A 13796-nucleotide genomic window follows, 5' to 3' on the forward strand; every position below is an offset into this window, starting at 1 on the left:
ACCTTCAGCAGTTTGTGCAATCGAGATACCGTCGTTCGCGTTGCGAACCGCTACATCTAAACCACGGCTTTGTACGTTCAAACGGTTCGAGATTTGTAGACCCGCAGCGTCATCTTTTGCGCTGTTGATTCTACAACCTGAAGACAAACGCTCCATAGAAGTTTGTTGAGCTGAGTTTGCGTTGTTTAGGTAACGCTGAGCGGTCATCGCTGATACGTTAGTGTTTACATTCACTGCCATGGTGATTTCTCCAATTGATTTTCCGGTGTAGCGGTTTCCGACGTCTCGGAAAACCAAGTAGTTCTCTCAAAGTTACTTTTATTAACGGCGCATGCCCTGTTTTCTTTAGAGAAAATTTTAGATTTTTTTGAAAATAATTCGTTTGGAGGGGTAATCGTGACAAAGCGGATAAAAAAGCAAAAAAACTTTCATTTTTCGCTAAAGCTTCTTTTCGAATTGTCGATACAGGCAGGTTTTGCGTTAAATTCGGGCAAGGCCGTTCATCAGCCAAGCAAGGTCAATGCTAGGTTTGGCGCTTGTTTTGCTTGTGCCAGAATAGAAGTACTGACCTGTTGTAAAATCTGTTGCTTCACCATTTGCGTAGTTTCTTTGGCATAGTCAGTGTCTTGGATACGACTGTTGGAAGCGGCTAAGTTTTCGTGGATGTTATCGAGATTATTGATCGCGTGATTAAAGCGGTTTTGATACGCGCCTAACTCCGCACGACTGCCATCTACCGTTTTCAAAGCATCATCTAAAATGCCGACCGCCATCTGAGCGCCACCGACCGTGCTAATATCAATACTATCTACCGTTCTATTTACGGTGACATACTTGCCAAGTTCTAACTCATCAGTCAGGCCACCACTGAAGGTTGGTCCAGGGTATTTTATGGCGTCCTTGTGGGACATGAGTAACTGCAGTTGCCCCTCTTCATTAACAGACGCTTTCACTTTATCGGTCTGCCCGTTAATGTAAGTCGCGAGTTCTTCTATATCGTCGCCAGCTTTAGCTTCAATACGGATCTCCTGCTCTTCAAAATTGTTATCACGGTAGCTGATAACAATTTCATTATTTCCGTTTTGAACCGTCCAATCTGAACTGACTCTTTGATATGAGCTCATTGAAAAGCTACCTAAAGATTCCGGCTGCATGGTCCGCAGGCCAATTTGTACCGCTTCACCAGCCGTTGCACCGATTTGAAAAGACGATGTACCGAATGTGCCGTTCAGCAATTTACGTCCACCAAAAGATGTGGTTTCTGCAATACGACTTAACTCATCATTTAAAGCAGAGACTTCTTCTTGCAGTGCAGTGCGCTCCGCTTTGCTGTTTGAACCATTGGCTGACTGTAGCGACAAATCACGCATACGTTGCATGATATTGGTCACCTCATTCATCGCACCTTCCGCAGTTTGCATGATGGAAATGCCGTCATTCGCGTTGCGAACCGCAACATCTAAACCACGCATTTGTGATTGCAAGCGGTTGGATATTTGCAGACCCGCAGCGTCATCCTTTGCGCTATTAATACGCTTCCCTGAAGACAAACGCTCCATGGATTGATTCAGCATATCCGTTGCACTGGTCAAATGACGCTGTGCGACGAGTGCTGCCACATTGGTATTAACGGTGATCGCCACGAGACACAGACTCCAAATAAATTAAGGCTTTGAGTACTTATCGACCAAGTAACAGAAAAGTTTAGTGTTTTTTGAAAAGAGATTGGAATAGGAATAGAAATAGAAAACAAAAGCCCTCCATTGGAGGGCTTAAGAAATGAAGTCTGAGAACTTACTTGATGGCTAGCTCCGCGAGCATTTCTTGCGAAGGAGCGAAGAAGTACGCACCAGTTACCGCTGTTGTGAAACGAAGCATTTGGTCTGTTTTACCATCTGTCACGCCGTACATACTTTCTAGCATCACTTTAATGTTATGAAGTGTATTGCAGTAAGAAATAAACAGCAGGCCATGAGGCCCTGTCACCGTCCCGTATGGTAAGCTGTGGCGAACAATCTTCAAACCTTTACCTTCTTCTTTGATATCAACGCGACCAACGTGTGATGCAGCAGGAACGTCTTCTAGCTCGATAGAGTCTGGCTTGGTACGACCAATCACTTTTTCTTGCGCTTTGACATTCAATCGATTCCAAGCGGCAAGGTTATGTTCAAAGCGCTGAGCCATAACATAACTGCCTCCAGCAAATGGGCCCTCTTTTACTAGAGCCACATCAGCGCGAGCCTCCCCTTTCGGGTTTTCTGTGCCATCAATGAAGTCTGTCATATCACGAGCATCAAGGTAACGGTACCCATATGTTTCGTCCACAATGGTGACATCTTGTGCCGTCTCTTCTAGGAACTTACGCAACACGTAAAAATGCAAGTCGTGACGAGTCGAGTGACAGTGAATCAGTACATCTACGTCTGTTGCTGGAGCAACGATGTCACCTTCGCCAAGTTGAGTAAAATCAATAAGCTCTTCTGGCGCGTCTACATTAAGGTGTTCCCAAAACGATTTTGTGAATGCGATAGAAAGCGTCAGCGCTGCACCCGGCTGGGTAATGTTTAACTCTTCCACCAACTTTGGCAGTGCTTTCAGTTTTTCTAATACGTTTTCACGGTTTTGGTTCACTTTGAGTTGAGTGTACAGTGCAAATGGCCCGGCTTCTGGCACGATCGCCGTTTGAGCTTGTGACATTGAGGTTTCCTCTATTACTTTGCCCCAGAGTGGGAAGTTATTGTTTTTAATTCTTTGAATGCTGCTGTTCATCGTGCGCTAATTGTGGCACATGAAAACAGTCTTTTACCCATCTTCCATTTAGAAGATAGATCATAAACCAAGCTAATAAGGTAATGGTAAGGGCGTTTGCCCAATTAAACACTCCATGTTCTAGGTACACATGATACATGGTCTGAGCAAGTTGAATACCGCACAAGATCAAAGTGATCTCGCGACCATAGCGAGTAATTCTGTTTACCCATCCTCTGTCGGGATGACGAAGCCCCATTAACCACATAAGAAGCAAACTTGGAATGCCCATCGCCAAACCTAAATACAACGTACTTGAATCTGGGTAAACAATAGCGAGTAGCTTACTGCCACTATCACGACTTACACCAGCCATGGCAAACACCACCCATGAACGCACAAGAAACATCCATCCCACCCATAAAATGATCGGCGCCTTTAAAAATCCATGGGCGTCATATTGGTCAAACGAATAGCGCACAACATCTTCTTCTTTATGTGATAAAAACGTCACTTTAACCTATCGTTTCAGAGTTGCAAGCCAACAAAGATGAGAACTGAAGTTCATTTCAGCACCTTACACAGGTAAACTAAACAAAGATTTACAGCGACGTTGATGAGAAACATGAAAAAAAGAACTCCTGCCACCCCTGTGCCTTCTCAAGAAACTCAAGCCGAAGCGATGAGAATTGCCAAATCCACGCAGAAACCGGGGCAAACCAAAGAGCAAACCAAGCTCATCGCTCAAGGTATCGAAAAAGGCATCGCGCAATATAAGAAACAACAAAAAGAGCGCAACCGCCAAGCCGATAAAGCGAAGAAAAAACAGCAACGTGAAAAACAACGTCAGCATGAAGAGATTATCGAACAAGACAATATCACCGACGATGCACCAAACCATTCATCAAGCAAACTGCCTTGGACACTACTTGTTCTGAGCTGGATTGGCTTTGCTGCTTACATAGTATTGGGGAAATAGCTAATGAAACGCCTGTTACTTGGACTTTTTGTCGTGCTTCTAACGGGTTGCACGATGCCTTCTCACCTTACTCATGCTCAAAGTCAAGATGTTCATATTCGCATTGACGCGCAATTCGACCCTGAGCGATGCGAATACAAAGGCGAAGTCACCGGAAGTGAAGGCCATTGGTATAACTACATTTTCATGACTAATGACGCGATGATGCAAGGCGCGATGAATGATTTAAAAAACAATGCAGCGGCTATCGATGCGGACACCGTTTTTATGGTTTCCCCACAAGATTTTATCACTTCATTTAGCGTGCTGGGTTCCGCCTACCGCTGCAATGGATGAGGCCTGAATATGAAAAAAGCCAGCAATTGCTGGCTTATGCACGAAATCCAAGACTGCTAGCGATATCTCTCTCCCGCTCTAGAACCCATTGGCTATCAAAAGGCCCCCAATCTGAAAGTTGATAATAGCCGTCATTATGACGTCGGCCATCTTGAACGAATATGAGTTCAATGCCGATCCCAGGTAACGCCTTGAGTACATCTTGAATAGTACGACGAGGCCACCCCGTTTTTTCGATCAACTTTGGCACATTCGGCCTTTCTAGGTTTTCCACCAACAAGGCCAAATATAGCCGCCTTGCAAAAACAGGACTCAATTCCATTGACACCTCCTAAAATTGTGCTGATTCATTATTTCGTTTTTGCTCAGCGAGGTGTTGCGTTTGATCAATAACTCGACTTTTCCATTTGATTTAGACGAATTTTTATTCGATTTATAGCGCATTCATCGTAAATAAGTTATGTGACATTAGTTATCTCAATCTATCTGAAAATATTTTCCACCGCATTTTGTCAGTTTGATTGCTTCTTGATAGGATGCTTTAACAGCCCAAATCACTTAAGTGCGTCTTAACCGCGCCAGTGAAAAATAGAACAAAGAAAAAGGAAACACTATGTCGATTACCATGTTTGGTATTCCCAACTGCGATACGATCAAAAAAGCCAAGAAATGGTTAGAAGCCGAGGATATTGCTTACGACTTCCATGACTACCGTAAGCAAGGCATTGACGCCGAAGTGGTAAGTGAATTTTGTCGCGCTTTAGGTTGGGAACAGGTGCTCAATAAACGTGGCACAACCTACCGCCAATTAGCGCAAGAGCAGAAAGACACACTTAACGAGGAAAACGCCATCGCTCTTTTGGTAGAAAACCCTGCGATGATTAAACGCCCAATTTTAAAAGTGAATGATCAACTTCATATCGGTTTTAAAGCTGATCAATACGCTAGCATTTTCAACTCTTAAATAAAGGAATACTCAAGGATGACAGACAGTCCAGTATTGGCACTTGCTAAAGATCTGATCAGTAGACAGTCCGTAACGCCGGAAGACGCAGGTTGTCAGGATTTGATGATCGAGCGCTTAAAAGCACTCGGGTTTGAAATTGAAGTGATGGTATTTGAAGACACCACGAACTTCTGGGCTCGACGTGGTTCAGAAGCGCCGCTATTTGCGTTTGCTGGCCACACCGATGTGGTACCAGCTGGCAAATTGGAACACTGGAATACACATCCGTTTGAACCGACCATTATTGATGGTTACTTGCATGGCCGCGGCGCAGCTGACATGAAAGGGTCGCTAGCTGCTATGGTCGTTGCTGTCGAACGCTTCATTGAAGAAAACCCAGACCACAAAGGCTCAATTGGCTTTTTGATTACGTCAGATGAAGAAGGGCCATTTATCAATGGTACCGTTCGCGTTGTAGAAACGTTGATGGAACGTGGTGAGAACATCGATATGTGTATTGTTGGTGAACCATCCAGCACCGACGTGGTTGGCGATGTAGTGAAAAATGGACGCCGTGGATCCATCACTGGTGATTTAACGGTAAAAGGAACACAAGGTCACGTGGCCTACCCTCACCTAGCCAGCAATCCAGTGCACGAGTCTCTACTCGCGATTCATGAACTCGCGACGACAGAATGGGACAAAGGGAATGATTACTTCCCACCGACTAGTTTTCAGATCCCGAATGTATCGGCTGGCACTGGTGCGTCTAATGTTATTCCTGGCGAGTTCCATGTTCAGTTCAACCTACGTTTTAGTACTGAGCTTAACAATGACGCAATTGTTCAGCGTGTTACCGAAACATTGGACAAGCATGAGCTGGACTACGACCTAAAATGGACATTCAACGGTGACCCATTCCTGACCGATACGGGCGCACTGCTAGACGCAGTTGTAGCTGCTGTGGCCGAAGTCAATGATACGAAGCCAGCGCTACTTACAACTGGCGGTACTTCTGATGGTCGTTTTATTGCTCGAATGGGAGGTCAAGTCGTAGAGTTAGGCCCTGTTAACGCTACGATTCATAAAGTGAACGAGTGTGTGAAAGTCGACGATCTTGAAAAGTTGACGGACATGTACGAAAACACGTTGAAGCACCTATTGGCGAAGTAATCAGCGAGAACACAATGACACCAGAGCAACTCACCGGAATCACTGATTCCCATCTTCAATCCACTTTAGTGGATCAAAAAGCGTTTCTACTCCACCCTGAAGTGGCTGACGATCTGCTAAAGATGATTGAAGCGGCAACAGAAGCAGGTTTCAAAATGGAAATCGCCAGTGGTTTTCGTGACTTTAATCGCCAAAAAGCCATCTGGAACGGGAAGTTTTCTGGTGAGTTGCCAATTCTCGACATCAACTCCCGCCCTTTGAATAAAACAGAGTTAAATGACAAAGAGAAATTGATGGCCATTTTGCGCTGGTCGGCATTGCCCGGAGGAAGTCGTCATCATTGGGGTTGTGATTTTGATGTCTATGCGCGCAATTTATTGCCTGCTGACACAAAACTCAAGTTGGAACCTTGGGAGTATCTTGAAGGCCACCAGCAGGCGTTCTACCAATGGTTAAAAGCCAACCTTGGTCGGTTCGGTTTCTTCTTTCCTTATCAGCATGATTTAGGTGGCGTTTCGATTGAGCCTTGGCACATTAGTCACCGCGCTGTCGGGCAGCAATGCCTCGAGCAGTTGACGCTTGATGTACTCAGAAGCCAGTTGATTAAACAAAATCAGACCGACAACATTGCAGGGATTGACGTCATACTGAATAATTTGGATAACGTCGTTGCCAAATTTATTCACAATATCACGCCGCCGGAGGCTCTATGATAGAAATACTAACCAATCCTTGGGTCATTATTATTGTAGTGTTGAGCGTGGTCATTGGTAATATTGCCGCACTCAAATATACCGCAAAAATGAAGTTTGGTCAGATGGATAAAAGCCGTAAGAACGATTTAGATAAGCTGAACACATTGGATAAACAGCGCTACGCTGAAGAAGATAAAAACAAAAACGAGCCTCGTTAGTTACTCACCAGCTTCATCTCGACACATTTAATCTAAACATCAAAAAAGGGACCACTAGGTCCCTTTTCTATCATTAAGTAAACACGCCGCGTTAAGCTCGCTTTGTTTACTGCTTCACTGTTGCAGCCAATACAGGCGCTAGTGATTTCAAAAACTCTTCTTCTACTGGCTTGCCAGAGGAGTCGGTGATATTGATAGACGTACGGTTGCCTAAATCACCAAGTAAGAATGTGTACTTACCAGCGGCTAACTCCACTGGTTTAACGCCGATATCGTTCCAGAATTCATCATCCGGAGATGCATATTTCGCAGTGATTGTGCCCTGAGACTGGCTACGCTCTTCAATCTTAAAGCCCATCTTAGGTAGAATATTAGGCAGACGTTGCCAAAGCATGTTGTATTGCGCACGCGCGATAATCACTGGAAGTCCGCTGCGGTCTTTACCCATTGTGATTGGGATCTGTTTAACCAACTCTTGCGCTTTACGCTGTGCTTCTTCACGCACTTCTTGGTCGTAGCGAGCGGTGACCAAGTTCGTCATGAACACATTGTAGCGCTCACGGTTGGTCGCCGTTACTTCTTTCTCTTGATTGCCTTCACGCCAGTCAATAAGGCTCACCTTAAAGCCGTGTCGACCATTTGCTTCAGCGCGTACGATTTCATATCGGCTGCCAATTTCTAGCTCTTCATCTGGCGAATCCCAAGTCACCCATCCTGTCTCGATGCGAGAGTCTGTTTGGCTTTCAACTGGAATCTCGTTAGCCGCGACCATGTTTTGCACCGTTTGCCAAACTTTATCTAGTTCATCTTTACGAAGTAGCCAAAGTGTCACTTCACCATCACTACTGCGGTCTAGACGTGCACCGGGAATAAGCTCTAGGACTTGTTGAGGTGGACGAATGTCGACATCTTTACCGACACCACCAGCGTAGTTACCCTGAGGGATCTCGTAGTTAGGGTAAAACTGAGGCTGTGCACCCTGTGGGACATTCCACTCACCCAAATTTGGGGAGTTCAAATACTCGAAGTCATCTTTTGCTTGACGACGTTGATTGGCACCACCTGAACAGGCAGTCAATACGAATACAGCTAATGAACTTAACACTAACTGGCTTGAAAGCTTCATCTATACTCCTAAAACACCGAGGGCGCTTTGGCCCCCAGTATGAACTTCAATCCTAGTAACTCAATCTTAATAGCTCAATCTTAATAAATATGGGCGTCTGTTAGCGCCTGCTCGACGATCGGCTGCGATTTTTCAGAAAGCGTAGTTAAAGGAAGACGCAAACCACCTTCTTCAATCAAACCAAGCTTTTGCGCTGCCCATTTTACTGGGATAGGGCTTGCTTCGATGAAAAGGTTTTTGTGTAGAGTCATCAAGCGTTGGTTAATCGCTTCTGCTTCTTCGTACTTACCTTCACTTGCCAAATGGAACATGTCTGCCATGTCTTTAGCTGCAATATTGTTCGTTACCGAGATAACACCATTGCCGCCAAGTTTCACAAAATCCAGCCCTGTCGCATCATCGCCACTTAGTAAGATAAAATCTTCGCCACAAAGTTCACGATGAATTGCAATTCGTTCCAAATCGCCCGTTGCATCTTTTAGAGCCACGATATTATCAAGCTTTGACAAGCGTGCCACTGTTTCTGGCTGCATATCAACAGCAGTACGGCCTGGTACGTTGTACAAAATTAGAGGCACGTCACTCGCTTCGGCAATTGCCTTGTAATGTAAAAACAAACCCTCTTGAGTTGGTTTGTTGTAATACGGTGTCACACTCAGGAAGCCAGCAATACCAGAATCAGCCAGTAATTTGCTAAATGTTACTGCCTCATGGGTTGCATTTGCACCCGTGCCAGCAATCACAGGGATGCGACCGTCGGCAAACTCAACAGTTTTATTAACGACCTTCACATGCTCTTCAATGGTCAGTGTCGCTGACTCACCTGTTGTGCCTACTGCCACAATACCGTCTGTACCCGCTTCAACGTGGTACTCTACTAGCTTTTGCAGACCGTCAAAGTCTACTTCGCCATCTGCTTTGAATGGCGTAATCAGCGCTACGATACTTCCTGAAAACATGTTTATCTCCCTCATTTAACTCTTTCTGCATGGTACTGTAATGCGATTGAAAAACACAAGAGCGTAAACTCGCTTACAAAGTACAAATGAATGAATAATTATCAGTTGTTAGAGGTCTAGCAACTTAATTGCTCTATTTGGTTTGATTAACGGCAATATTGATAATCGTGTTGGGCTTTCGAGTGACTTTAGAATCTATCAGTGATTTGGAAAATACTGAAGAGCACAAGCAAGGAAAATATACTCTTTGGTCTTGTTAGCCAAGTCAGATCTAAGTGAATAAAACGGCCAGACAATAGGCAAGCACATCATGCAAACGTTTTGTTTATCCTATAGCCTGCATTTACTGTTTATTTCCCACCACTCCCCTCAAGCTCCGACTGCTTTTTTATGGACTAAAAAAGAACTGGCTCGATATTTCTTCGCAATATCTGTGCTAACATCTCTCTATTGAAGAAAGGACAAGAAGCTCATTTATGAAGCAACATCTGGTACTTACAGCAGTTGGAACGGACCGTCCAGGCATTTGTAACCAAGTCGTACAGCTCGTTACTCAAGCTGGTTGTAACATAGTCGATAGCCGTATCGCTATCTTTGGCAGCGAATTTACGCTGATCATGCTCCTGACTGGGAACGCCAGCAGCGTGACTCGAGTTGAAACACAATTGCCCCTGCTTGGCCAAGAACATGACCTTATTACGATCATGAAACGCACAGCGGCGCACGAACTGCTCGATAACAGCTACACCATGGAAGTGTTTATTGAGTCTGAAGACCGCCCTGGGTTAACTGAAAAATTTACTAAGTTCTTCGCTGATCAGCAGATTGGTTTAGACTCTCTTAGCGCGCAAACCATCAGCAAGTCGAAAATTCAACTCGATTCTGACCAGTTTCACATTGCGATTACTGCATCTGTAAGCGCGGATTTTAATTTGATGCAATTACAAGAAGACTTCGATGAACTTTGTAAGTCGCTCAACGTACAAGGTTCTCTGAATTTCATTAAAAACACACTATAAAGTAAAGGAAATCAAAATGAATACGCTGACAGCAGGCTCGCCAGCGCCAGCCTTCTCTTTGCTCGACCAAGACGGAAATACCGTTTCTCTTGAAGACTTTAAAGGCAAGAAAGTACTTTTCTACTTTTACCCTAAGGCGATGACGCCGGGTTGTACTACGCAAGCAAAAGGCCTTCGTGACATCAAAGCCGAACTCGATGCACATAACGTGGTGGTACTCGGCGTAAGCATCGACCCTGTAAAGCGTCTAGGCAAGTTCATCGAGCGCGATGATTTAAACTTCACTCTGCTTTCTGATGAAGACCATGCCGTTGCTGACCAGTTCGGCGTTTGGGGCGAAAAGAAATTCATGGGCAAAGTATACGACGGTCTTCACCGCATTAGCTTTCTGATCAATGAAGAAGGCGTGATCGAACATGTGTTCAACAAGTTCAAAACCAAAGATCACCACGAAGTCGTATTAAACTACTTAAACGAAAACGCTTAAACGCTATTGTTTTTCTACAAACAAAAAGCCCAGCAAACTGCTGGGCTTTCTTTTAACCATCGTACCTTTGGTAACAACTACTCTTGTTCGACAGGTTCGTTTTCTTCCGTGCTTGGTAATGCATGCCATACGGCTTTGACTAATGTCGCTAAAGGAATGGCGAAGAACACCCCCCAAAAACCCCACAGCCCACCAAAGACTAATACAGCCACAATGATAGCAACTGGGTGTAAGTTTACTGCCTCGGAAAACAGAACAGGAACCAAGACGTTACCATCAAGCGCCTGGATAATACCGTAAGCAAGCAACAACCAATAAAACGGAGGCGTTAAACCCCATTGGAACAAACCAACGATAGCAACAGGTACAGTAACAGCCGCCGCACCGATATAAGGAATCAAAACCGACAGACCAACGGCTACGGCAAGCAACGCCGAGTAACGAAGGTCTAGAAGGGCAAAAGTCACGTAGCTCACACCGCCCACGATTAAAATCTCTAACACTTTACCGCGAATGTAATTTGATATCTGCTCGTTCATTTCATGCCAAACTTTATTCGCCAATTTACGGTTTTTCGGCAGAATACCGCTTGCGATTCGCAGCATTTCTTCTTTGTCTTTAAGCAAAAAGAAGATAAGGAGTGGCACTAAGATCAAATATACCGCTAGCGTTGCAATGCTAACTAATGAAGCAAGCGACCCTTTGACGACACTTTCACCCAGCCCCAGTGCTTGGTTTTTGGCGTTCGTCACCACGGTTTCTACTATTTCTAAATTGGCTAGTTCAGGATGGCGCTCTGGCAATGTGACAATAAACTTTTGTAGCCCGTTGTACATGTTCGGAATATCGTTAATTAGATTACCGACCTGAGTCCAAATCGTCGGAACCAAGCCAAACAACGCAATTAACATTAACCCGACAAAGACCAAGATCACGATAATAACCGACAAAGTGCGCGGCACGCCCATACGACACATTTTGACAACTGGCCATTCAAGTAGATAAGCCAAAACGATCGCGACAAGTAATGGCGCAATCAAGTGTCCAAAGAAGTAAATGGTGATAAAGCCAAACAGCAAGATCGCGACGAGACTTACTGCGTGAGGGTCAGAGAAACGTCGTTTATACCAACGACTAACCATTTCAAACATCTTATGCGGATTCCTTATTGAAGACAGTCAATGTGTAGTGCTCTGATGTAGATTGGCAATCAACCGAGTACCCTTGGGCACTAAGATAGTTCACAATGTCTCGTTTAGAGCTGTTGTCCACTACTTGAATGACAAGTTGATGATACTGCTTTGCTTCTCCTTGAAAGACCTCAGCAGCATGACGCTTTGCAAGTAACAGTGCCATAGGACAACGTTGCTCACGCAAATCAAGTAACATGGATTCCATTGTATTGCTCTGCACTTATGATAGGGTTGTATTGTAACGGCTTTTTGAGCTGGTGCTAGCACTTCTGACATGATTTAACCACATGCTGAAATAGCTCGGATGTAAAATAATTTACGAAACCAATTCATTTATTTCCGGTCTTACTGTTAGCTTATATCCTCACGGATAACCAAAACGTATGTGGCGCTGTTAATAGGCTCTCGACCTGTAACCACATGCTTATGTATTTTGGAGAACCTTTTAAACGTATGTTAAAACGCACTCGCTCGCTAGTTTGCTTATGTCTTGCTGCTGCCATCAGTTCGCCGACAACTTATGCCAATAGCATTGACTTGCCAGACATTGGCACAGCTGCTGGTGGCACGCTTTCAATAGACCAAGAGTTGATTTATGGCGACGCCTATATGCGTATGCTCAGAGCCAGTAAACCTATCGTTAATGACCCTGTCATCAATGAATATATTGACTCTCTTGGGCACAAATTAGTGGCCAATGCGAATGATGTAAAAACGCCGTTCCACTTCTTTATGATTCGCGACCGTAATATCAACGCGTTCGCATTTTTTGGTGGCTATGTAGCGCTGCATTCTGGGTTGTTTCTTCATGCTCGTTCAGAAAGTGAGCTGGCCTCTGTTGTCGCTCACGAGATAGCGCACGTCACACAACGTCATCTTGCTCGGAGTATGGAAGAACAAGCACGCCGCTCTCCGGCCACATTAGCCGCACTTGCGGGGGCACTACTGCTTTCAATTGCCTCACCCGAAGCGGGGATGGCTGCAATTACAGCAGCAACCGCGGGCAACATGCAAAGTCAAATCAACTACACTCGTGCAAACGAAAAAGAAGCGGATCGCTTTGGTATTTCGACACTAGCAAAAGCCGGTTTTGATGTTCAAGCAATGCCAAGGTTTTTTGGCCGTCTTGCTGATGAGTATCGTTATGCGAGTAAACCGCCACCAATGCTCCTGACTCACCCTCTGCCTGAAGATCGAATTACCGATAGCCGTGCGCGAGCAAGAACCTATCCTCCAATGCGTGTTGTGCCTTCAATAGACTATCATCTAGCTCGCGCGCGCATTGTGGCTCGTTACGCTGGCATTGATGGACAAGCCGCCCTGAGCTGGTTTGAGCGAACTCAAAAGAAAGCCTCTGCGGACATTACACCTGCTTTTGATTATGGTCGAGCACTCGTGCATTTAGACAATAAACGCCTATCTCAAGCGGAACCAATTTTGAAAAAGTTACTGGAACAAGACCCAAGTAACCCGTTTTACTTGGACGCTATGACGGATTTATATATCGAGAAGAAGCAGCCAGAAAAAGCGACCGAGATGCTCCGTAAAGCGTTATCTCGTAACCCTCAAAATAAAGTATTAACCATTAACTACGCCAATGCGCTACTTGAGGACAATAAAAACGATCAAGCCACGCGAGTTCTTCAAAGATACACTCATGACTATCCTGAAGATACAAATGGCTGGCACCTAATATCGAAGAGCTACCACGCGCTAGGGCGTAGCGATGAAGAATTGGCTGCTCGAGCGGAAATTTTGGCATTGCGAGCAAATTGGAATAAAGCGATTCAATATTATAGTGAAGCAAGTAAAATGGCCAAGTTGGGCAGCTTAGAGCAAGCGCGATACGATGCCCGTATCGACCAACTCATGATCCAAAGAGATCGATTCATGGCATTACAATAACGAAATGGAGAA

At 44.8% G+C, this 13796-nt stretch carries 17 protein-coding genes and 1 pseudogene; 9 read left to right on the forward strand and 9 right to left on the reverse strand.

What is annotated here, in order from left to right; genetic code table 11:
• From KJB35_RS26775 to KJB35_RS26790, 4 genes and pseudogenes are all read right to left on the reverse strand, one after another.
• Positions 1–240, reverse strand: a pseudogene (locus tag KJB35_RS26775) (flagellin); the annotation flags it as partial.
• Positions 241–503: 263 nt separating this feature from the next.
• The gene (locus tag KJB35_RS26780; RefSeq protein WP_085570094.1) at positions 504–1643 is read right to left on the reverse strand and encodes a flagellin; all 1140 of its coding nucleotides are present in this window, start codon (positions 1641–1643) and stop codon (positions 504–506) included.
• Positions 1644–1794: 151 nt separating this feature from the next.
• A complete protein-coding gene (locus tag KJB35_RS26785) occupies positions 1795–2697 on the reverse strand; it encodes a Dyp-type peroxidase (RefSeq protein ID WP_005387715.1) in 903 nt (300 codons plus the stop codon).
• Positions 2698–2743: 46 nt separating this feature from the next.
• Positions 2744–3229 carry a DUF2919 domain-containing protein gene (locus KJB35_RS26790; protein ID WP_025768263.1) on the reverse strand — a complete coding sequence of 162 codons (486 nt, stop codon included), beginning with the start codon at positions 3227–3229 and terminating at the stop codon, positions 2744–2746.
• A 144-nt stretch (positions 3230–3373) separates the two neighbouring features.
• Here KJB35_RS26790 and KJB35_RS26795 point away from each other — a divergent pair, with 144 nt between their 5' ends.
• The gene (locus KJB35_RS26795; protein WP_005380437.1) at positions 3374–3727 is read left to right on the forward strand and encodes a DUF2956 domain-containing protein; all 354 of its coding nucleotides are present in this window, start codon (positions 3374–3376) and stop codon (positions 3725–3727) included.
• 3 nt (positions 3728–3730) lie between these two features.
• Complete coding sequence (locus tag KJB35_RS26800; RefSeq protein ID WP_005380435.1) at positions 3731–4063, forward strand: DUF4156 domain-containing protein; 333 nt, start codon at positions 3731–3733, stop codon at positions 4061–4063.
• A 34-nt stretch (positions 4064–4097) separates the two neighbouring features.
• On the opposite strand, the gene KJB35_RS26805 is transcribed toward KJB35_RS26800, so the two are convergent.
• Positions 4098–4385 carry a helix-turn-helix domain-containing protein gene (locus KJB35_RS26805; RefSeq protein WP_005380433.1) on the reverse strand — a complete coding sequence of 96 codons (288 nt, stop codon included), beginning with the start codon at positions 4383–4385 and terminating at the stop codon, positions 4098–4100.
• A 291-nt stretch (positions 4386–4676) separates the two neighbouring features.
• Here KJB35_RS26805 and KJB35_RS26810 point away from each other — a divergent pair, with 291 nt between their 5' ends.
• From KJB35_RS26810 to KJB35_RS26825, 4 genes are read left to right on the forward strand one after another with little or no spacing between them, the layout of a single operon-like run.
• Positions 4677–5027 carry an ArsC family reductase gene (locus tag KJB35_RS26810; protein ID WP_085570095.1) on the forward strand — a complete coding sequence of 117 codons (351 nt, stop codon included), beginning with the start codon at positions 4677–4679 and terminating at the stop codon, positions 5025–5027.
• A gap of 18 nt (positions 5028–5045) precedes the next feature.
• Complete coding sequence (gene dapE / locus KJB35_RS26815; protein ID WP_005380429.1) at positions 5046–6182, forward strand: succinyl-diaminopimelate desuccinylase; 1137 nt, start codon at positions 5046–5048, stop codon at positions 6180–6182.
• 14 nt (positions 6183–6196) lie between these two features.
• On the forward strand, positions 6197–6895 hold the full coding sequence (locus tag KJB35_RS26820) for a M15 family metallopeptidase (protein ID WP_042521432.1): 699 nt from the start codon (positions 6197–6199) through the stop codon (positions 6893–6895).
• Positions 6892–7095, forward strand: coding sequence for a DUF2897 family protein (locus tag KJB35_RS26825; protein ID WP_005380425.1), 204 nt, complete (start codon positions 6892–6894; stop codon positions 7093–7095). The genes KJB35_RS26820 and KJB35_RS26825 overlap by 4 nt, the downstream gene beginning before the upstream one ends.
• Before the next feature lie 106 nt (positions 7096–7201).
• Here KJB35_RS26825 and bamC read toward each other — a convergent pair whose 3' ends face one another.
• Positions 7202–8221 (reverse strand): outer membrane protein assembly factor BamC, encoded by a 1020-nt coding sequence (bamC, locus tag KJB35_RS26830; RefSeq protein WP_238843106.1) that lies wholly within the window; start codon positions 8219–8221, stop codon positions 7202–7204.
• An 80-nt stretch (positions 8222–8301) separates the two neighbouring features.
• Complete coding sequence (gene dapA, locus KJB35_RS26835) at positions 8302–9180, reverse strand: 4-hydroxy-tetrahydrodipicolinate synthase (protein WP_005380422.1); 879 nt, start codon at positions 9178–9180, stop codon at positions 8302–8304.
• 476 nt (positions 9181–9656) lie between these two features.
• Here dapA and KJB35_RS26840 point away from each other — a divergent pair, with 476 nt between their 5' ends.
• Positions 9657–10199 carry a glycine cleavage system protein R gene (locus tag KJB35_RS26840; protein ID WP_005380420.1) on the forward strand — a complete coding sequence of 181 codons (543 nt, stop codon included), beginning with the start codon at positions 9657–9659 and terminating at the stop codon, positions 10197–10199.
• Between the two features lie 16 nt (positions 10200–10215).
• Positions 10216–10686 (forward strand): thioredoxin-dependent thiol peroxidase, encoded by a 471-nt coding sequence (gene bcp / locus KJB35_RS26845; protein ID WP_005380418.1) that lies wholly within the window; start codon positions 10216–10218, stop codon positions 10684–10686.
• Positions 10687–10763: 77 nt separating this feature from the next.
• Here the strand turns inward: bcp and KJB35_RS26850 are convergent, their stop codons facing one another.
• Positions 10764–11837 carry an AI-2E family transporter gene (locus tag KJB35_RS26850; RefSeq protein WP_005389843.1) on the reverse strand — a complete coding sequence of 358 codons (1074 nt, stop codon included), beginning with the start codon at positions 11835–11837 and terminating at the stop codon, positions 10764–10766.
• 1 nt (position 11838) lies between these two features.
• On the reverse strand, positions 11839–12075 hold the full coding sequence (locus tag KJB35_RS26855; protein ID WP_005380414.1) for a sulfurtransferase TusA family protein: 237 nt from the start codon (positions 12073–12075) through the stop codon (positions 11839–11841).
• A 257-nt stretch (positions 12076–12332) separates the two neighbouring features.
• Here KJB35_RS26855 and KJB35_RS26860 point away from each other — a divergent pair, with 257 nt between their 5' ends.
• Positions 12333–13784 carry a M48 family metallopeptidase gene (locus KJB35_RS26860; protein ID WP_005394337.1) on the forward strand — a complete coding sequence of 484 codons (1452 nt, stop codon included), beginning with the start codon at positions 12333–12335 and terminating at the stop codon, positions 13782–13784.
• Positions 13785–13796 lie beyond the last annotated feature (12 nt).

This window comes from Vibrio sp. D431a, from assembly GCF_030248655.1.
Classification (GTDB): domain Bacteria; phylum Pseudomonadota; class Gammaproteobacteria; order Enterobacterales; family Vibrionaceae; genus Vibrio; species Vibrio alginolyticus.